At 42.4% G+C, this 18777-nt stretch carries 17 protein-coding genes and 1 pseudogene; 13 read left to right on the top strand and 5 right to left on the bottom strand.

Annotated elements, in window-relative coordinates; translation table 11 throughout:
• Nucleotides 1-222 precede the first annotated feature (222 nt).
• The 12 genes and pseudogenes from MHB45_RS25615 (at nt 223) to MHB45_RS25670 (ending at nt 16426) form a co-directional block, all read left to right on the top strand.
• A pseudogene (locus MHB45_RS25615) lies at nt 223-1064 on the top strand (ATP-grasp domain-containing protein).
• Between the two features lie 13 nt (nt 1065-1077).
• Nucleotides 1078-2772 carry a methyl-accepting chemotaxis protein gene (locus tag MHB45_RS25620; RefSeq protein ID WP_340908138.1) on the top strand — a complete coding sequence of 565 codons (1695 nt, stop codon included), beginning with the start codon at nt 1078-1080 and terminating at the stop codon, nt 2770-2772.
• 580 nt (nt 2773-3352) lie between these two features.
• Complete coding sequence (locus MHB45_RS25625; protein WP_034304915.1) at nt 3353-3553, top strand: cold-shock protein; 201 nt, start codon at nt 3353-3355, stop codon at nt 3551-3553.
• A 476-nt stretch (nt 3554-4029) separates the two neighbouring features.
• Nucleotides 4030-4401 carry an ArsR/SmtB family transcription factor gene (locus MHB45_RS25630; RefSeq protein ID WP_048685756.1) on the top strand — a complete coding sequence of 124 codons (372 nt, stop codon included), beginning with the start codon at nt 4030-4032 and terminating at the stop codon, nt 4399-4401.
• The gene (locus tag MHB45_RS25635) at nt 4394-6517 is read left to right on the top strand and encodes a heavy metal translocating P-type ATPase (protein WP_340908139.1); all 2124 of its coding nucleotides are present in this window, start codon (nt 4394-4396) and stop codon (nt 6515-6517) included. The genes MHB45_RS25630 and MHB45_RS25635 overlap by 8 nt, the downstream gene beginning before the upstream one ends.
• Before the next feature lie 271 nt (nt 6518-6788).
• Nucleotides 6789-8054, top strand: a complete 1266-nt coding sequence (gene hflX / locus MHB45_RS25640) for a GTPase HflX (RefSeq protein WP_072274048.1) — start codon at nt 6789-6791, stop codon at nt 8052-8054.
• A gap of 713 nt (nt 8055-8767) precedes the next feature.
• Nucleotides 8768-10126 (top strand): NAD(P)-dependent oxidoreductase, encoded by a 1359-nt coding sequence (locus MHB45_RS25645; protein ID WP_373689779.1) that lies wholly within the window; start codon nt 8768-8770, stop codon nt 10124-10126.
• Between the two features lie 27 nt (nt 10127-10153).
• Complete coding sequence (preA, locus tag MHB45_RS25650) at nt 10154-11440, top strand: NAD-dependent dihydropyrimidine dehydrogenase subunit PreA (protein WP_048685762.1); 1287 nt, start codon at nt 10154-10156, stop codon at nt 11438-11440.
• Between the two features lie 14 nt (nt 11441-11454).
• Nucleotides 11455-12873, top strand: coding sequence for a dihydropyrimidinase (gene hydA, locus MHB45_RS25655; protein ID WP_048685764.1), 1419 nt, complete (start codon nt 11455-11457; stop codon nt 12871-12873).
• 41 nt (nt 12874-12914) lie between these two features.
• A complete protein-coding gene (locus MHB45_RS25660; protein WP_048685766.1) occupies nt 12915-14399 on the top strand; it encodes an NCS1 family transporter in 1485 nt (494 codons plus the stop codon).
• A 16-nt stretch (nt 14400-14415) separates the two neighbouring features.
• Nucleotides 14416-14634: a hypothetical protein gene (locus MHB45_RS25665; RefSeq protein WP_340908140.1), complete on the top strand. Its 219-nt coding sequence runs from the start codon at nt 14416-14418 to the stop codon at nt 14632-14634.
• A 157-nt stretch (nt 14635-14791) separates the two neighbouring features.
• A complete protein-coding gene (locus tag MHB45_RS25670; protein WP_340908141.1) occupies nt 14792-16426 on the top strand; it encodes a PucR family transcriptional regulator in 1635 nt (544 codons plus the stop codon).
• 127 nt (nt 16427-16553) lie between these two features.
• Here the strand turns inward: MHB45_RS25670 and yhfH (MHB45_RS25675) are convergent, their stop codons facing one another.
• The 5 genes from yhfH (MHB45_RS25675) to MHB45_RS25695 are packed head-to-tail and all read right to left on the bottom strand — an operon-like array spanning nt 16554 to nt 17373.
• The gene (gene yhfH / locus MHB45_RS25675) at nt 16554-16694 is read right to left on the bottom strand and encodes a protein YhfH (RefSeq protein WP_072274044.1); all 141 of its coding nucleotides are present in this window, start codon (nt 16692-16694) and stop codon (nt 16554-16556) included.
• A 28-nt stretch (nt 16695-16722) separates the two neighbouring features.
• The gene (gene yhfH / locus MHB45_RS25680; protein ID WP_072274043.1) at nt 16723-16860 is read right to left on the bottom strand and encodes a protein YhfH; all 138 of its coding nucleotides are present in this window, start codon (nt 16858-16860) and stop codon (nt 16723-16725) included.
• A gap of 29 nt (nt 16861-16889) precedes the next feature.
• A complete protein-coding gene (yhfH, locus tag MHB45_RS25685) occupies nt 16890-17027 on the bottom strand; it encodes a protein YhfH (protein WP_072274042.1) in 138 nt (45 codons plus the stop codon).
• A gap of 30 nt (nt 17028-17057) precedes the next feature.
• Entirely contained in the window at nt 17058-17195 is a 138-nt protein-coding gene (yhfH, locus tag MHB45_RS25690; RefSeq protein ID WP_082162914.1) for a protein YhfH, read from the bottom strand.
• Nucleotides 17196-17238: 43 nt separating this feature from the next.
• Nucleotides 17239-17373: a hypothetical protein gene (locus tag MHB45_RS25695; RefSeq protein WP_260088880.1), complete on the bottom strand. Its 135-nt coding sequence runs from the start codon at nt 17371-17373 to the stop codon at nt 17239-17241.
• Nucleotides 17374-17852: 479 nt separating this feature from the next.
• Between MHB45_RS25695 and MHB45_RS25700 the strand changes: the two genes are divergently transcribed.
• A complete protein-coding gene (locus tag MHB45_RS25700) occupies nt 17853-18743 on the top strand; it encodes a diacylglycerol/lipid kinase family protein (RefSeq protein WP_340908142.1) in 891 nt (296 codons plus the stop codon).
• Nucleotides 18744-18777 lie beyond the last annotated feature (34 nt).

Genomic DNA, 18777 nt, shown 5'->3' on the forward strand with positions numbered 1-18777 from the left:
TCAGAAAAGCTAAACATTCAAAAGGATACAGAATTTTTCAAGTCCATGGAAAAGGACAAAAGAATTCTTACAAACTCTGAAAATGGCATAATACTATTAGGGCATTTTCAACCGGATAGCAATGAATACATTTGGTCAAAGTTATTGAAGGATAAGAGTCAGGTGCGAAATTTGACGAAATCTTTATATCCTGATTTCTATTTCCAAGATATCGATTTATCCATGATAAGTGAGCTGGATATAAATCAAATAACGTTTCCGGTAGTTATCAAACCCAATATTGGCTATTCCAGTGTAGGTGTGCACAAAGTCAAGAATGAACAGGATTGGGATATAGCCGTGAACCAGCTTAAAGCGGATTTACTTCATTCGGATGGATTATATGATTCAGAAGTGGTCGGTTCCCAGACCGTTTTATAGAAGAGTGGATTCAGGGTGAAGAGTATGCCATTGATGGTTATTACAATCAAGATGGTGAACCGGTCATTTTGAGTGTCTTCAAACGATTATTCAAGGATGATTACGATACTTCCGATCGAATTTATTATACTTCGAAGTTGGCCATTGATGAAATCTATCATGAAGCACTGAAGTTCATGAAGAATATCCAAACGGTCCTTCCGCTTAGGAATTATCCTGTACACTTTGAAATCCGCAAAAAGGGAAACCGGGTGATACCCATCGAAATCAATCCCCTGCGTTTTGCTGGGGCGGGTACAACAGATCTAGGTTACCATGCCTATGGAATGAATATGTATGAACACTATTTTTCAGGAACGAAACCCGATTGGAATCGGATATTGGAAGAGATGGACGATCGAATATATAGCTTTTTCTTTGCAGAGGTTCCGCTTGAAATAAATCCGGAAGATGTTGCACGTATTGATCATGATGGACTTCGTCATGAATTCGAACATGTTTTGGAATATAGGCAGCTTCCTTTTCAAAATGACCGGAGCATGGCCATCATCTTTTATAGAAGTGAGGATTTGAATGAAAATCTCCAATTGCTTCATTTGGATTTAATACCATATTTGACTATAAAACACCTGGTTTTCAACTAAGGGGGGCATGGAAATGAGATTTTCAAAGCTGAATCCTAAAAAATCTCTATTGGCAAAACTATTCTTGTTTTATATTATTCCTTTCGTGATTTTCGCAGGGGCCATGGGCCTTTGCTTTTCCTATATTACTAATAAAATGATCAATGAGAATGTCCTTCCGCAATTCGATGATCGCCTTTCTGAAAATGCCCACAGTTTAGCAGCGAGCCTCAATCCCACTTTGATAAACAAGGCTTCCGAACGGGGCGAAGAGATTAAGCGGAAACTGGATGCCTTTGTTGAAGGTAAAAAGGGAATTGAATATGTTTATGTTTTGAAGCGGGAGAATGATGCCGACATGATTGTAGCCTTGAGCGGCAGCGATGACTATATGGTGGAATCCCCCTTCACACCGGAACAGGCAAAATCGATAAAGGGAAGCGAAGACGTCTTGAGTGAAATATATAAAGATAAGTGGGGAACACACAAGTCGTACTTTACGCCGATCGAAGGAACGGACGCGATTGTCGGAATCGATATGGATGCAAGCTTCATTGATGAATTGAAAAGCACAATGATATTCTATAATATCTTATTTCTTGCAAGTGCCGTTATATTGGGTGTGCTATGCGCCGTTGTCATCGGGAAAAAGATCTCGGGACCCGTCAATGAACTTGTTGGTTACACGAATGAAATGGCAAAAGGGGAATTAAGTAAATCGATTCCCGTTGGCAGAGAGGATGAGATTGGCGATCTGTCAAATGGATTTGAAGATATGAGATTAAGTTTGTCCCATATTATCCAGAATGTCCGTGAACACGCCCAAACGATGAATCAAACGACAGTTTCCATTCAGCAATCCTTTGAAGAGATGGTGGAATCCTATGGCCAGATAGTGACGGGGACAACGGAAGAAGCAAAGGCTTCGGAAGAACGTGCCCATCATATTGACCGGATTTCCAATATGATCAGTGACTTAACGGATACGATCCGTTTAATGAACGAGCAAACGAATGAAATGAATGAATTTACGATGCATGCAAATACACTTGCTGAACAAGGGAGTAACCAAGTGCAAGATGTAACGAGCCAGATGGATAAAATCATGGAAAACGGCCAAGCGAATAAAGCCAATTTGGTGAGCCTGGAAGAGGATGTAGTGAAGATAAATGAAGTGATTGGCCTAATAAGGGTGATTGCTTCCCAAACGAACCTGCTGTCCCTGAATGCGTCCATAGAAGCGGCACGGGCGGGTGATGCTGGTAGAGGTTTTGCCGTAGTCGCTCAAGAGGTGCAAAAATTGGCTGTGCAAACCGATGAATCCATCGATATCATTTCAGAATCGATTATGCGGATTAATGAACAAACAGCCAAGGTCATCCAAAATAATGATGAGAGTTTTCAGGATATACTAAATGGTGTTTCCTTAGTGGAAAACAATGGCGAGATTTTCAATAAGATATTCGAATCCGTAGAGAAATTGCTGAAAGGCACAGAACAATTGGCCACCCATTCGAAAAAAATCAATGAGTCTTCGGATGAAAGCCTGGCATCCATACAGGAAATTGCAGCGATTTCCGAAGAAGGAGTCGCAACAACGGAGCAAATCTCGGCAGCTGCCATTCAACAAAGTACCATAATGGCTGGATTGAAGGAACAAAATGAAGATTTAGCAAAAGAATCGGCGATTTTAGAAGAAATGGTAGAAAAGTTCATTACGGAAAAATAAATATTTGAAGTAAACATCTACAAAAACCTTTCATAATTTTGTTTACGGGAGGTTTTTGGAGATAAAATGGGTTCTATCTGAGTTTTTAAACATAGCTGATTGGAACGGAAGGTACGAGACTCCTGCGGGAAAGGGGGTCCAAGGGAGACCCCACAGGCTCTAAGCGCGCCGAGGGCGGACCGCCCGCGGAAAGCGAGTGCCTGGAGAGGAAATCAACGTTCCGTTTTACACTCCTTCAAAAAAATGTAGACAATCATAAATAATATCGAGTTTATCTACAGTTTGAAACCTCTTTAAACGAGAGGTTTTTGTTTGGAGTAATGCATGTAAGAGTTCATGTGTAATAGATAGAGTCACTTTCGTTGCTGCTTATTTTTTAATCGAATTGAGAGAGTATTAAAAATTGCAGGAAAAAAGTTTCTCCAAACTATTTGCAATCGCTACCATTTAATGTTATGCTTAGTCTTAATTATTTTTGTTCGGTACTAAGGATACTAAAAGTACTACTTTTCGTTTTCGATGATGACTTAGAGCAAGGATAGTAATACATTGTGCTTAGATGCACTAGGAGGCAACAACAATGGAACAAGGTAAAGTAAAATGGTTTAACGCAGAAAAAGGTTTTGGATTCATCGAACGCGAAAACGGAGACGACGTATTCGTACATTTCTCAGCTATCCAAAGCGAAGGTTTCAAATCTTTAGACGAAGGCCAAGAAGTTACTTTTGAAGTAGAACAAGGTCAACGTGGACCTCAAGCTTCTAACGTTCAAAAAGCATAATTTCAATAACAAAAAAGACGGATCCTTTTTAAAGGGTCCGTCTTTTTTGTTTTGTGAAAATACATAACAAAAAACCCTGCTAAACGATAAGCAGGGTAAATGGTACAAATAAAGTAAAACGCTTAAAAAGGTTTGACTAAGTATATCATAGTTTTTCTAAAAAATACTAAATTAAATATATTATACGTATCGAGGTAACGATAGGTAATTACTGAAATCATTGATTGAAGGGGCGTAAAGGAATTTATGTCCCTTCTTTTTTTCGCCTGAAGATCAGGGAAGAGGGCAGCATGAACTTTTTGTTAGCAAAAAGGGAAACAAAAAAACGATGGCCCACATATAAAAACATATGGGCACTTTCATTCATTTCTTTGGGAAGTGGAAAAGAATCTTATACATTCAAATATGGATTTGAATATTCAGGGAATTATGTTATATTATAATCAAACGAATATTTGAATGAGAGGTGTGAGAAGATGACGGAACTGAAAGATATATGTGATGTTCACCTGCATGATGAAGTGAAGGTCAATCGCATTCAAGAGGAAATGGGCCAGGTGGATATATCCAGCATGTCGAAGCTGTTTAAGGTTATAGGCGATGAAAATAGGGCGAAGATAGCTTATGCGCTCTGTACGGACGAGGAATTGTGTGTGTGCGATCTGGCCAATATCATTGGTGCTTCGATGGCGACGACGTCACATCATCTTCGTACCCTTTATAAACATGCAATCGTAAAATATCGAAAAGAAGGTAAGTTGGCTTTTTATTCTTTGGATGATCACCATATTAAGCAATTGATTCTCATTGCATTAGAACATCAGCAGGAGGTAAGGGCCGATGGCTGAGTCCCCAATGAAAACATATCGTATCCAGGGTCTATCCTGCACGAATTGTGCGGCTAAATTCGAGAACAATGTCCGTGAACTAGAGGGTGTGAAGGATGCCAAAATCAACTTTGGCGCCTCGAAGATATCGGTACAGGGCAGCGCGACCATTGAACAGATTGAAAAGGCGGGAGCTTTCGATAACCTGAAGATCCGCGGTGAACAGGAACAGGCAACTCAAAAGGAACCATTTTGGAAGCAAAGGGAAAATATTAAAGTGGTATTTTCGGTTATCTTATTGCTGGTAAGCTGGATATTGGATAATCGATATGCTGATGGAAGCATCATGCCGGTAATCGGTTATGCGGCTGCAATCATAGTTGGAGGATATTCATTATTTGTCAATGGTTTGAAAAACCTTGTAAGGCTTCGCTTTGATATGCACACCCTTATGACGGTTGCCATTTTCGGGGCGGCCGTGCTTGGTGAATGGGGCGAGGGCGCGACCGTCGTCATTCTATTTGCGATAAGTGAAGCATTGGAAAAATATTCGATGGATAAGGCACGTAATTCCATCGAATCATTAATGAACATCGCACCTAAAGAAGCTTTGATCCGCAGAGGGCATCATGAAATGATGATTGCTGTTGATGAGATTGAAGTGGGCGACATCATGATCGTTAAACCTGGTCAAAAGCTTGCAATGGATGGCCGGATCATGAAGGGCGCCTCGACACTTAATCAAGCAGCCATTACTGGTGAATCCGAGCCGGTTTTTAAAACGGTTGAGGGTGAAGTATTTGCCGGAACCCTAAATGGTGAAGGGCTGCTCGAAGTGGAGGTCACGAAGCGGGTCGAGGATACGACGATTGCAAAAATCATCCACCTTGTTGAAGAAGCACAGGCCGAAAAGGCTCCTTCCCAAGCCTTCGTGGATAAATTCGCAAAATTTTATACGCCGGCCATCATGCTCATTGCCCTGGCCATTGCGGTATTACCCCCGATCGTGATGAACGGGGATTGGAGTGAATGGATTTATCGGGGATTGGCTGTACTGGTTGTCGGCTGTCCTTGTGCTTTGGTCATTTCCACGCCCATCGCCATCGTGACAGCAATCGGAAATGCTGCGAAACATGGTGTGCTGATTAAAGGCGGGGTCCATTTGGAGGAAGCGGGAGCCTTAAAGGCAATCGCGTTTGATAAAACGGGTACTTTAACAAAGGGCGTACCTGAGGTGACCGATTTCAAAATGTTATCTGATGTGTTGAATGAACAGGACGTGCTGGCTATCGCCGCTGCTTTAGAAAGCAGATCACAGCATCCCCTTGCCACGGCCATTCTTCAAAAGGCGGAAACCTCCGATGTGGACTATCATTCTTTATTGGTGGAGGATTTTACTGCGATCACGGGTAAAGGGGTAAAGGGGAAAATCAATCAAGAAATCTATTACATTGGTAAACCCCACCTTTTTGTGGAAGAGGCAGGTTTCGTTTTCTCTGATGATGTGCTTAAATTAATCAGTGGCTATCAAAATACAGGGAAAACGGTGATGGTGCTTGGCGATCAAGTGAAGCTCCTGGCACTCATCGCGGTGTCTGATGAAATAAGGGAAAGCAGTAAGGAAGCCATTCGGAAACTGCATGCTTTAGGCATTGAAAAAACGATCATGCTGACTGGCGATAATATCGGAACGGCAAAAGCGATTGGAGCGGCAGCTGGCGTTCATGAGATTGAGGCGGAGCTATTGCCGCAGGATAAATTGACCATCATCAAACGATGGAAACAAAAATACGATCGAGTGGCCATGGTAGGCGATGGTGTCAATGATGCTCCGGCCTTGGCAGCTTCCACGGTAGGAATCGCAATGGGAGGGGCGGGCACGGATACGGCCCTGGAAACAGCCGATATTGCCTTAATGGGTGATGACTTATCGAAGCTGCCTTATACAATCCGCTTAAGCCGCAAAACATTAAAAATCATTAAGCAGAACATCACGTTTTCATTGGTGATTAAAGTCCTGGCCTTATTATTGATAGCGCCGGGCTGGTTAACACTTTGGATGGCGATTTTTGCCGACATGGGTGCGACGCTATTAGTTACATTGAACAGTCTTAGGTTATTGAGAATAAAAGAATAGAATAATATGGGCTCCCTGGTGCATCTTAAGGTGCACCAGGGAGCTTTTATTTTGAGCTTTCCAATTGTTTCATGTGAAACTTTGAAAAAAGTAGTCGGTCGTCATATTTTTTTGTAGAAAGTAAAAGGAAGTCCAATAAAAACACTTTGCTAAGGGCAGCAACCGTTATGCAAGCGATGCCTGGTATGCTACAATGTGCTGGCTTTTAGGCAGCATGACAGTTTGTTTAAGTATAATATAGGGAGTAAGGTATGTACGGAAGGGATTTGAAATGATGGAATTACAGCAGAGGGCAATTTTGGTTGGAGTCAATCTCAACGGTTCAAAGGATTTTGAGTATTCGATGGAGGAATTGGCCAATTTAACGGAAGCATGTGAGGTAGAGGTTGCAGGGACCATCTCACAAAATTTGCATCGGGTGAACTCATCACATTTTATCGGTACCGGGAAGATCGAGGAAGTGAAAAATCTCGTTGAGCATAAAGAAGCTAATGTCGTCATTTTTAATGACCAGCTCTCCCCTTCGCAACTTCGTAATCTGGAGAGGGACATGGATTGCAAGGTGATTGACCGGACAATCTTGATTCTGGATATTTTTGCGCATCGGGCGAAAACGAAGGAAGCACAGCTTCAGGTAGAAGTGGCAAAGCTGCAGTATATGCTCCCGCGTCTCGTTGGTTTAAGGGAGTCACTAGGGCGTCAGAGCGGCGGGGTTGGTACAAACAAAGGAGCAGGTGAAAAGCAGTTAGAGCTTGACCGCAGGAGGATCGAGGAAAATATAAGTGTTTTGAATAAAGAACTGGAAGACCTTGTTGCACACAGGCAAACGCAGAGGAAACAGCGGAAAAAGAATGCCATCCCTGTCGTATCCTTAGTCGGTTATACCAATGCAGGTAAATCTTCGATCATGAATGCACTGATTGAGATGTTCCATCCAAATGCAGAGAAGCAGGTGTTGGAGAAGGATATGCTGTTCGCTACGCTTGAGACGTCCGTCCGAAACATTCCGCTGCCGGATAAAAAGGAATTCTTATTGACGGATACGGTGGGATTTGTGTCTAAATTGCCGCATCATCTAGTGAAGGCATTTCGATCCACATTGGAAGAAGTGGTAGAAGCTGATCTGTTGATCCATGTTGTCGATTTTTCCAATCCTAATCATGAGCAGCAAATAGAGATAACGGAAAAGACTTTAAACGATATAGGCATTAAAGGGATTCCGACGATCTTTGCGTATAATAAATCGGACCTTACCGATTTGGTTATCCCTCAGGTGAATCGTGGCTCTGTATATATGTCAGCAAAAAACAAAGTTGGCATCGAGGAATTGATAAATCAAATTCGCAAGCATATTTTTGTCGACTATACTCACTGTGAAATGCTGATTCCATTTGATCAAGGGCAGCTGGTTTCTTATTTCAATGAAAATGGCCACATAACGGAAACTGAATATGAGGCGCTCGGATATCGAATAAAGCTTGAGTGCAAGAAAACGGATTATGAGAAATATAAACGATACGTTATACATCCGGAATGAGCCTGCCTGTTGATAAATTGTTAATGGGTTGTTGATAAGTGGAAAAGTCGATTCGTTAATGTGGATAACTTTTGGTGAAGTGCCTCTGTTCTGCAAAAACAAAGAGAATAACGCCATATAATATGTGAATAAGTTGTGGATAAAAGTGAAAAGACCCAGGAAACCAAGAATTTTCGTTTCTGGGCTTTTTTTTATGTGGACAAAGTGTTGATAAGCAGGTAATCGGAACAAATCAGCCAAAAATATCAGTAAGTATGATGAAAAGTAAGGTTGGATGTAGAAAAATGACGAGGTTTATCACTTATTGTTAGGAAATATAACATGAATATTACATATTGCAAATTTAGTGACTGGAAATACTTTACACTTTGTATAATGTAACTTGCTTTTCAACATTATAGAATAAAGAATACTCAATTCTCTGATTTATCAGCAGGATTTGAGTTTTTAAGATTAGTAGGGGGGGCTTTTTGTGTTTGAAGGAAACAGGGACCGGGGCGTGACCAGTGAGAGAATGAGAGAGAAAATAATAAACAAAATGAGAGATTTTTGGCTGGGAAATCGCCATGACTTGTTAGGTGATTAAATTGATGGAAACCATGTTGGCAATGCTTTCAATCGTTTAAATATGAGGACAGTAGAGAGAATGCACGCAATTCCTCCCTTTTTATTTTTCAAAAATAAATGTTTGGAAGGAGAAATAGTGGATGAGTATGACGAGCCCGTTAAAAGGTGGTCTAGAGATTAACTTTCAGGAAGCGGAGAGGGGATTATCCCCAAGGGAAGCTTTGGAAGAATCAAATCGATGTTTATACTGCTATGATGCCCCATGTATCCAAGCCTGTCCGACAGGAATAGATATTCCCGGTTTTATCAAGAAGATAGCATCAGGTAATTTTAAAGGATCGGCCAAGACAATCATGACGGCCAATCCTGTCGGTGCCAGCTGTGCGCGGGTATGTCCGACTGAAGAGTTATGTGAGGGGGCATGTGTCCTGAACCATTCTACAAAGCCGATCATGATCGGCAATCTCCAGCGTTATTCCACAGATTGGGCCATCCAAAATAAACAAGCCCTATTCAAGGCCGGGAAGAAGAATGGCAAAAAAGTTGCCATTGTAGGAAGCGGTCCGGCGGGTTTGTCTGCAGCAAGGGAGCTAGCCTTGCTTGGCTACAGTGTAACCATTTTCGAAGCTGAAAAGAATCCAGGCGGATTAAATACTTACGGAATTGTATCGTTCCGTTTACCTCAGAGCATTTCTTATTGGGAAGTCGAACAAGTAAAGAGTTTGGATGTTGATATTAAAACGAATACACGGGTCGGGGTGGATGTTTCCGCAAATCAGCTGATTGCCGACCATGATGCGGTCATTTTAGCGATAGGCATGTCCGATGTTCCTAAGCTTGGGATTGAAGGGGAGGATTTAGCTGAAGTTTATGATGCAATCGATTTCGTAAAGGCAACGAAAACAGGGACAATCACTGATAAATTCATTGGGAAGAAGATGGCGGTGATTGGGGCTGGAAACACGGCGATCGATGCCGCGACCTGTTCCATTCGCCTGGGCGCCGAACAGGTGAGCATTATTTATCGTCGTACCCAAAAGGAAATGACTGCCTATGATTTTGAATATGAGTTTGCCAAACAAGAAGGTGTCGGTTTTCACTGGCTGACTGCCCCCTCCAGGATCCTATCGGATGAAAGCGGTCTGGTAACGGGTATCGAGTGCGTAAAAATGGTGCTTAGCGAGGCAGGTGAAGATGGCCGGCGCCGTCCAGTCCAAATTACCGGATCAGAGTTCGTCATTCCGGTCGATGGCGTCATTCGTGCCATAGGCCAATCAAGGTATGTAGGATTGATTGAACAGTTCGGCATCCAACATGATGATGGCGTCGTAACATTGGAGGGTGATTCCTACAGGACATCGAATGAAAAGATCTTTGCGTGCGGTGACGTGATCTTCGGAAAAGGCCAAGGTGAGGCAATGGTTGTTTCAGCTGCCCAGCAAGGGAAAAAGACAGCCTATGAAATTGACTCGATTTTGATGGGCGAAGCGGTGGATATTGCTTAAATAACTATGAAAAATAGGAGGCTTATCATGGCTGATTTATCAATTGATCTTGCAGGTATTAAATCTCCCAATCCTTTTTGGCTTGCTTCAGCACCACCTACTAATTCGGGTTATCAAGTTCAGCGTGCATTTGAAGCTGGCTGGGGAGGAGCTGTTTGGAAGACATTGGGTGACCCCATCCTGAATGTCTCATCACGTTTTGCAGCGGTCAGTTTTAATGGACAAAGAGTTGCCGGGTTCAACAATATAGAATTGATAACGGACCGCCCGCTGGAAGTGAATCTGAAGGAAATATATGAAACGAAGAAGAGGTTCCCTGATCATGCAATCATTGCATCGGTGATGGTGGAGCCACAACAGGAAAAGTGGCATGAGATCATCAAGCGCATAGAAGATGTAGGGGTCGATGGTTACGAGTTGAACTTTGGCTGCCCGCACGGTATGGCAGAGCGTGGGATGGGAGCTGCTTCGGGACAGGTTCCAGAACTGGTTGAAAAGCAAACATACTGGGCGAAGGAAGCTGCATCCAAACCAGTCATCGTCAAGCTTACACCCAATATAACCGACATTACGGTTACGGCTGAAGCGGCGGTGCGCGGCGGTGCGGATGCAATAAGCATGATCAATACGATCAACAGCCTGGCAGGAGTGGATATCCATTCATGGAATACGATTCCCCATGTAGGCGGCAAGGGTGCTCACGGAGGGTATTGCGGTCCCGCTGTGAAGCCGATTGCTTTGAATATGGTGGCAGAGTGTGCAAGGAATAAAATGATCAATGTTCCCATTTCGGGAATTGGCGGCATTTCAAATTGGCAGGATACGGTGGAATTTTTGCTGATGGGTTCGACTGGAGTACAAATTTGCACGGCTGCCATGCATCACGGTTTTAGAATAGTTGAAGACTTGATCGATGGACTGTCCAATTATCTTGATGAAAAAGGGATATCCTCCGTGGTGGATATTGTCGGTAAGTCCGTACCGCGCTATTCCGACTGGGGGAACTTAGATCTTAATTATAAGGTCGTTGCGCGCATTAATAATGATGTGTGCATTAACTGCAATAAATGCCATATAGCGTGTGAAGATACATCTCATCAATGTATAGATATGTTAAAGGACACGTCAGGCAGCTCATTCTTGAGAGTGCGAGAAGAGGATTGCGTAGGCTGTAATCTATGCTCGATCGTCTGTCCGGCAGATGGGGCGATCGATATGATCGAATTGACAAATGAATTACCGCCAATGACGTGGAATGAACGCCAATCGTTCCTTGGGGGCATAAGCAGTGAAAGTGTTGATTTCGTAAAATGATGGAGGGGTCGAATATGAAGAAAATCATTAAAAATGGAACGATTGCAACGGCTGCAGATACGTATCAAGCGGATATATTGATTGAAAATGAGAAGATTACAATGATTGGCAAGGACCTGTCGGCTGAGGGGGCTGAAATCATTGATGCAAAAGGCGCATATATTTTTCCGGGGGGCATTGATCCGCATACCCATCTCGATATGCCATTTGGCGGGACAACGACAAAGGATGATTATGAAACAGGCACAATCGCTGCTGCATATGGAGGCACGACAACGATCATCGATTTTTGCCTGACCGAAAAAGGGGTGCCTTTAAAGAAAGCAATTGAAACATGGCATGAAAAGGCCAATGAAAAAGCGGCCATAGATTATGGTTTTCATTTAATGATCAGTGAGATTAATGATGAAGTATTGGCTGAGTTGCCAAGTATAATCGATAATGAAGGGATTTCGTCCTTTAAAGTGTTCATGGCTTACAAGAATGTTTTTCAAGCGGATGATGCCACGCTATACCGCACTTTGTTGCATGCAAAGGAACTTGGCGCACTTGTCATGGTTCATGCTGAGAATGGTGATGTCATCGATTATCTTACAAAGCAGGCGCTTGCCGAAGGGAACACCGATCCAATTTACCATGCATTAACAAGGCCTCCGGAGCTTGAAGGGGAAGCAACTGGACGTGCAGCTAAACTGACGGAAATGGCAAATGGCCAGCTCTATGTCGTTCATGTTACCTGTGAAGATGCGGTTGAAAAGATCACTGAGGCAAGGAATAAAGGGGTGGATATTTGGGGTGAGACTTGTCCGCAATATTTGGTTCTTGACCAGTCTTATCTTGAAAAGCCCCATTTTGAAGGATCTAAGTATGTATGGTCCCCGCCGTTAAGGGAGAAGAAAAACCAGGAAGTGCTATGGAATGCTTTGAAAATGGGGCAGCTGCAAACGATTGGCTCCGATCAATGCTCTTTTGACTTTAAGGGACAGAAGGAACTTGGACGTGAAGATTTCACGAAAATCCCGAACGGCGGCCCAACGATCGAGGACCGCATGAGTATCCTCTTTTCTGAAGGGGTCATGAAAGAGCGCATTACTTTGAATCAATTCGTCGACATGACCTCTACGCGTGCTGCCAAACTATTTGGGTTATTCCCTAAGAAAGGGACGATTGCCGTAGGCTCGGATGCTGATATTGTCATTTTTGACCCGAAAGTTGAAAGAGCCATTTCTGCAGATACTCATCACATGGCGGTGGATTATAATGCGTTTGAGGGTATGGAAATTACGGGTGAGCCGGTTTCCGTTTTATCGAGAGGTCAATTCGTCATTAAAGACAAACAATTTGTAGGCGAAGCTGGAAAAGGACAATTCTTGAAACGGGCAAAATATAATTCGGCGCTAAAGCCGGATACCGTGAAAAAGCTTACAGTCTAACTTCGGTAAGGAATCTTGCAAATTAAATTAGGGGGATTTTTATGAGTGAGAAGAAAGATTATTTAAAGTCTCCCGATTTGCTGCCTATACCTCATAGTGAGAAAAACATAAGTGCAGCCGGATTTGGTTTCATTTGGGTGGGCATGGCTGTAGTATTGGCTGCCTTCGCGATCGGTGGGAACGGTGTTCAAAGTTTATCCTTAGGCTGGGTCGTTCTTGCAACGGTCATTGCCTGTGTGGTTCTCGGCTTTTTGATGACAATGACAGGGGATATTGGTGTTGAACATGGAATATCATTTCCAGTCTATATGAGGGCGCCGTTCGGTACGATTGGCACCCACATCCCTTCGGTTGTGCGCGGTTTTGTAGCGTCATGCTGGTTCGGCCTCAATACTTACTTTGGAGCCACTGCAATGAACGCTATCTTTACAACTCTTTTTGACTTTGATAATTGGTTTATCTGCTTCCTCATTTTTGCCGTTTTACAATTAGTCAACACGGCAATGGGAATAAAGTCGATTGAACGATTCGCCGACTTGGCGGCGCCCGTCATCATTCTAATTTCTGGATGGATGTATTTCACTCTATCCGATCAGGCTGTGGCCCAAGGAAGGGAGGTATGGTCCTGGATTGAAAGTCCGGTTACTGGCGGGGCCGCCGCAACAGCTTTCATGGTCGTCATTATGGCAAATATGGGATTTTGGGGTACATTGACTGCAGATATGCCCACGCTTTCCCGCTATATAAAGGCACCAAAAAATGAAAAAAATTGGTTCAAGCGCAATAAGGGGCAAATAATTGGGAATATTATCACCTATCCCATCACCCAGACGTTCATGGTGATTATCGGAGCGGTTTCTTATATGGCTGTTTCCAATTATGACCCTGTAGTTGCCATACAGGGATCAGCAAATGGAATTGCCCTCGGCGTCCTTTTGATCATGATCGTATTTGCTCAATGGTCGACGAATACTACGGCCAATGTCATTCCCGCAGCTACCATTTTCTCCAATGTCATGGGTCCTAAAATGCCATTTTGGGCGGGAGTCGTTGTAGCGGGGGTTATTGGGATAGTAGTTCAGCCATGGAGCCTGTTCGGCATCATCATAGAAGTTTTATTAATAATAGGTGGAATCCTGGCATCCATTGTCGGCATCCTGGTAGCGGATTACTATTTCCTTCGTAAACGGAGAGTGAATGTACAAGAACTCTATGAAAGTGAAGGCCAGTATAAGTACTTGAATGGAGTCAATTGGGCAGGAATCATTTCTTGGGTGATTGGAGGAATCGGTGCCACGATTTTTTCAAATTATTCGTTTATTATCGGTTTTCTTCTCGGCGGTGCTAGTTATTTTATATTAGCTAAGTATTGGTGGTTCAAGCGATATGAACAAGCTGAAATCATCGATCCGAGCGATGAGAAATATTTAGGCATTTCAGTTGGAAGGGATTGGATAATTGAAAAAGGTCCAGAACTTGAGGAAGAGATGGTTTTTACGGCTTCGACCGGCAAGGAGAACGTTTGAAAAAGGGGGAATGGAAATGTCCGAATATCAAGAGTATCGCTTAGAAAGGGAACAAATCGATTTTTTGCTTGAAAGAGGATATCGAATCACCCGGGTTTCCGAAAGTTTAAGTGGAGCCTTTCTCGATTTTGAACTGATTGAAGGAACGAAGCAGGAATGGAAGCAATTGAACATCAAAACCGCGGAAGGAAGGAAATACTTCTCTACATTGCTTTTCAAAAAAAAATTGAATTGAAATAGTTGCGGACCGGGCCTATTCCTCATGAATGGGTCCTTTTTGTTCGAGTTTTTTGTAGAATTTTGACGTTAGATTTTCTGACAAGTGTCTGGAGATTTAAGGGTTGTCCGTTTATAATAGATTTTAAAGCAGTTTTATAAAAGGATGTGGCTGGATGAATACATCGATTACAATCGAGGAAATTCTAACACGCAAGCATTTTAATCTGACGGATATAATTGCAGGCAGCAGTGGGATAAAGCGTCAAGTGAAGTGGGTCCACTGCATGGAAGTCACCCAAATCAGCCATTTGTTAAATGGAAACGAACTGATACTGACTACCGGTTTAGGGTGGAAAGACTGCGATGACACATTTCTATCCTGCTTAAGACAATTAATAGAATGCGATGCAGCTGGACTCTGTATAGAGATCGGCGCCAACACCATGGCAGTGCCGCAATGTGCCATCGATCTCGCTAATGAACGGCAATTCCCTATCATCCTATTTCATGAAGAAGTCCCTTTCGTGGAAATCACGCAGGATATACATTCCCTTATCATCAATAAACAATATCAGATGATCTCCAACTTAGAAAACTACTCACAGCAGTTAAATAAAAATCTCCTCGAAATTGACCATTATGAACCAATCCTAAAATTTCTCCACAGCTATTTAAATGTACAGGTTATTCTTATCTTTAATGAAAATGATATAGCCAGCATTCCAAAAATAAAGAAAAAAACAACCTATCAAATGGTAGCGGACATATATGAAGAGAAGCGGAAATTGGATAAAACCGTTCTTGGACAGCCGATTCAAGTGCTTGGTGAAAATTATGCTGAACTGCTCATTTGCAGCAACGGCAGGGAGTTGACTGATTTTGATTCATTGATCTTGGATCGAACGGCTACCGCATTGGCACAGCATCTATTAAGGGAGTTATATATAGAAGAAAAGAAAATGTCGGAAGAAAGTATATGGCTTACAAATTGGATTGAAGGTGAATATAGTGACGAAGCAATCCGGGAAAGGCTTTCCTATATTGATCCGAAAATGCAGTTGGATGGCGGAATTGTTTGCATTTGCAAACAACACCCAAAGTATAATAAAAATTCTGCAAAATTAGATGGAACCTATTTTAAGATAATGTTTAGAACTGTTTTTGAACAGTACGGCTTTCAGATATTTTCCATGGAAATACATCAGCATCTTGTTTTTATTTTAGGTGATAACCGTTCATCCGAAGATTGGAAATCAAGGGTTACAAGCGCGGTGGATCGAATCATGAAAATGGATGTAAGCGGGCGTAATCGTATGGGGCTGCTTTCCATTGGTTTTGGTAAGCATGTTCAAAGGTTAAGTGAGATTTATAAAAGTTATGAAACGGCCCGTGAGACGTTGCTGCTTCAGGATACATTACCAGAGGATAACAGGAGCTTCTTTTATCAGGACTTACATATGCATCGCATGATTTCACTCATAAATAAACATGGCAATCTGGAGGAAACGGTATATGAATATTTAGGTCCTGTCATTGAATACGACAAGCAAAACAATGGAGAGCTAATGCCTACCCTGAAGACATACCTTGCCTGTAACGGTTCTAAACAGGAGACATCAAAACAATTATTCATTGTCCGGCAAACGTTATATCATAGGCTTGAAAAATTGGAGAAACTGCTAGGTTCTGATTTTATGCGTTCCGATAAGCGTCTGGCCCTTGAATTCATGATTTTTGCATTGGACTTCTTACAATACAGCAGCAGGAAGATAAGCGGGAAGTATGTAGATAAATATATTGGGAGATGAAAAGATAGTAAGACTGAAGGGTGTCCAAGGGACATCCTTTTTTGAATGCAAGGAAAGGGAGGCAGATAACAAGGTTAATGCTGACATCAAAATGGCCTATATAGCTCCTTGATGTCAGCATCTTTTATTAATATTCATCTTTTTTGGAAAGGCAGCGGTCACATTCCAAGAGGTAGGATTCAGCTTGTTCAATGATATGGGTCCCGCACTCCGTACATTGTTTAGGCGGCAGTGTCCTGAAGAATTCCAATGGGTTTTTGGTTTGCATGATGATTCCTCCTTATGATTTGGTTTAATCAGTCTTCGTGTTTGGAAAGGCAGCGGTCACATTCCAAGAGATAGGATTCAGCTTGTTCAATGATATGGGTCCCGCATTCCGTACATTGTTTAGGCGGCAGTGTCCTGAAGAATTCCAGTGGATTTTTGGTTTGCATGATGATTCCTCCTTATGATTTGGTTTTAATCAGTCTTCGCGTTTGGAAAGGCAGTGGTCACATTCCATCAAGTAAGATTCAGCTTGTTCAGCGATATGGGTTCCGCACTCCGTACATTGTTTAGGCGGCAGTGTCCTGAAGAATTCCAGTGGATTTATAGTTTGCATGATGGTTCCTCCTTTTTGATTTTGGTTTAATCAGTCTTCGCGTCTGGAAAGGCAGCGGTCACATTCCATTAAGTAGGATTCAGCATGCTCGATAATATGGTCACCGCACTCAGGGCAATGTTTAGCAGGGATATTGTTAAAAAACTCAATGGATTTTTTCATTTGCATGATGATTTCCTCCTTTTAATGTTAGATATATTTTCCGGTCGCTTTATTCTTCACGTTTGGAAAGGCAGCGATCGCATTCCATCAGATAGGAATTTGAATGGTCCACCTGTGTTTCACCACATTCCGGGCAATGTTTAAATGAATCGATTATGAGTAAATCTGATTGATTTGCTTGCATGTCTCGCTCCCCCTCTTTATAGTACAGTTTTTATTGTTTGCTTGTTGTTATAATACAGTATATACCCGAATCTGGAAAATGTATAGGTATTTTACAGAAAATTTGAAATTTTTTTCACCCGTAGTGTGAAAAACCTATTGGAAAGGGATTTATCATCTATATATATTTTTATTTTTCTCCGCGGCAAGTAGGAAATGAAAGAAATAATGCTTTTTATAAAACGAAAAAACAATCAGGGAGTGAAACGGACAAACAATTTTCAATGTGTTGAGTGGGGCATTAATATAACAGATGGGAAACAGGAAGTTGAGTGATTATTGAATGCCTGTTTCACAGTCGATGTAATATAAAAGAGCTTGTTCTAAAGTGTCAGCCAAATCCAAACGGCAGCGATTATATGTAAGTTCCTGTCAGTATGGTTTTAATACTTCAGTAAAGAGGTAACTTGCTAGTAGAAGTACAATAATGGGAGGTAGCATATGTCGAAAGCGATGATTATCGTCAATCCATCTTCAGGCAAGGAAAAGGCAGGGAAGATTTTGCCGAAAGCGGAAAAGGCACTAGGGGAACTTTTTGATGAGGTATGCGTTCGTAAAACGGGAGGAGAGGGGGATGCGACGGGTTTTGCAAAGGAGGCCTGTGCAGATAGATTCGATGCTGTCATTTCCATGGGTGGTGATGGAACGGTGAACGAGATAGTGAATGGCTTGGGCGAGCAGCAGCATCGGCCTATCTTCGGGATCATTCCACTAGGAACCATCAATGATTTCGCCAGGTCTTTGGGAATACCACTGAATCCCAATGCAGCCATCGAGATATTGAAGGATATGCATATTAAGGAATCGGACATAGGGAAGATCAATGACCGTTACTTCATGAATGTGCTGGCGGTAGGGGCAATCGCGGAGGCACCCTATAATGTTACCGTTGAACAAAAAACCCGTCTTGGGTCTTTTGCCTATTTCATTGAAGGAGCAAAAGCGATCATTAAAAAGACTCCGTTTCCTTTAACGGTTGAACATGATCACGGGAAGTGGATGGGGGAGGCTCATTTACTAATTGCAACCATGACTAACTCTGTCGGCGGTTTTGAACAACTTGCACCAGAGGCGGAAGTGAATGATGGAAAGCTGCACACATTCATCATTAAGGATTTATCTCTTCCTCTCATCGTCAAGATCATTCCCAGTTTGATCAGGGGGGAGATCATGGGGAATGACGAAGTTGAATATATTAAAACATCCAAGCTCCATTTAAGCACGTCAGAGGAACTTGCAGTCAATATCGATGGCGATGAAGGCATTCTTCTTCCTTTCCAGGCAAATGTACTGCATAAACATCTTCGTCTATTCGTCCCGGGAACTAAATGAGTCGCTTAGTCCCCATTTCATTCATCATGTGGAA

Origin of the sequence: Peribacillus sp. FSL K6-5616 (assembly GCF_038008245.1) — a bacterium.
GTDB classification, from domain to species: Bacteria; Bacillota; Bacilli; order Bacillales; family DSM-1321; genus Peribacillus; species Peribacillus frigoritolerans.

Bases quoted from the DNA above. Each gene is read 5' to 3' on its own strand.
- MHB45_RS25620 (WP_340908138.1), top strand. From the start codon at position 1,078: ATGAGATTTTCAAAGCTGAATCCTAAAAAATCTCTATTGGCAAAACTA.
- MHB45_RS25625 (WP_034304915.1), top strand. From the start codon at position 3,353: ATGGAACAAGGTAAAGTAAAATGGTTTAACGCAGAAAAAGGTTTTGGA.
- MHB45_RS25630 (WP_048685756.1), top strand. From the start codon at position 4,030: ATGACGGAACTGAAAGATATATGTGATGTTCACCTGCATGATGAAGTG.
- MHB45_RS25635 (WP_340908139.1), top strand. From the start codon at position 4,394: ATGGCTGAGTCCCCAATGAAAACATATCGTATCCAGGGTCTATCCTGC.
- hflX (WP_072274048.1), top strand. From the start codon at position 6,789: ATGATGGAATTACAGCAGAGGGCAATTTTGGTTGGAGTCAATCTCAAC.
- MHB45_RS25645 (WP_373689779.1), top strand. From the start codon at position 8,768: ATGACGAGCCCGTTAAAAGGTGGTCTAGAGATTAACTTTCAGGAAGCG.
- preA (WP_048685762.1), top strand. From the start codon at position 10,154: ATGGCTGATTTATCAATTGATCTTGCAGGTATTAAATCTCCCAATCCT.
- hydA (WP_048685764.1), top strand. From the start codon at position 11,455: ATGAAGAAAATCATTAAAAATGGAACGATTGCAACGGCTGCAGATACG.
- MHB45_RS25660 (WP_048685766.1), top strand. From the start codon at position 12,915: ATGAGTGAGAAGAAAGATTATTTAAAGTCTCCCGATTTGCTGCCTATA.
- MHB45_RS25665 (WP_340908140.1), top strand. From the start codon at position 14,416: ATGTCCGAATATCAAGAGTATCGCTTAGAAAGGGAACAAATCGATTTT.
- MHB45_RS25670 (WP_340908141.1), top strand. From the start codon at position 14,792: ATGAATACATCGATTACAATCGAGGAAATTCTAACACGCAAGCATTTT.
- yhfH (WP_072274044.1), bottom strand. From the start codon at position 16,694: ATGCAAACCAAAAACCCATTGGAATTCTTCAGGACACTGCCGCCTAAA.
- yhfH (WP_072274043.1), bottom strand. From the start codon at position 16,860: ATGCAAACCAAAAATCCACTGGAATTCTTCAGGACACTGCCGCCTAAA.
- yhfH (WP_072274042.1), bottom strand. From the start codon at position 17,027: ATGCAAACTATAAATCCACTGGAATTCTTCAGGACACTGCCGCCTAAA.
- yhfH (WP_082162914.1), bottom strand. From the start codon at position 17,195: ATGCAAATGAAAAAATCCATTGAGTTTTTTAACAATATCCCTGCTAAA.
- MHB45_RS25695 (WP_260088880.1), bottom strand. From the start codon at position 17,373: ATGCAAGCAAATCAATCAGATTTACTCATAATCGATTCATTTAAACAT.
- MHB45_RS25700 (WP_340908142.1), top strand. From the start codon at position 17,853: ATGTCGAAAGCGATGATTATCGTCAATCCATCTTCAGGCAAGGAAAAG.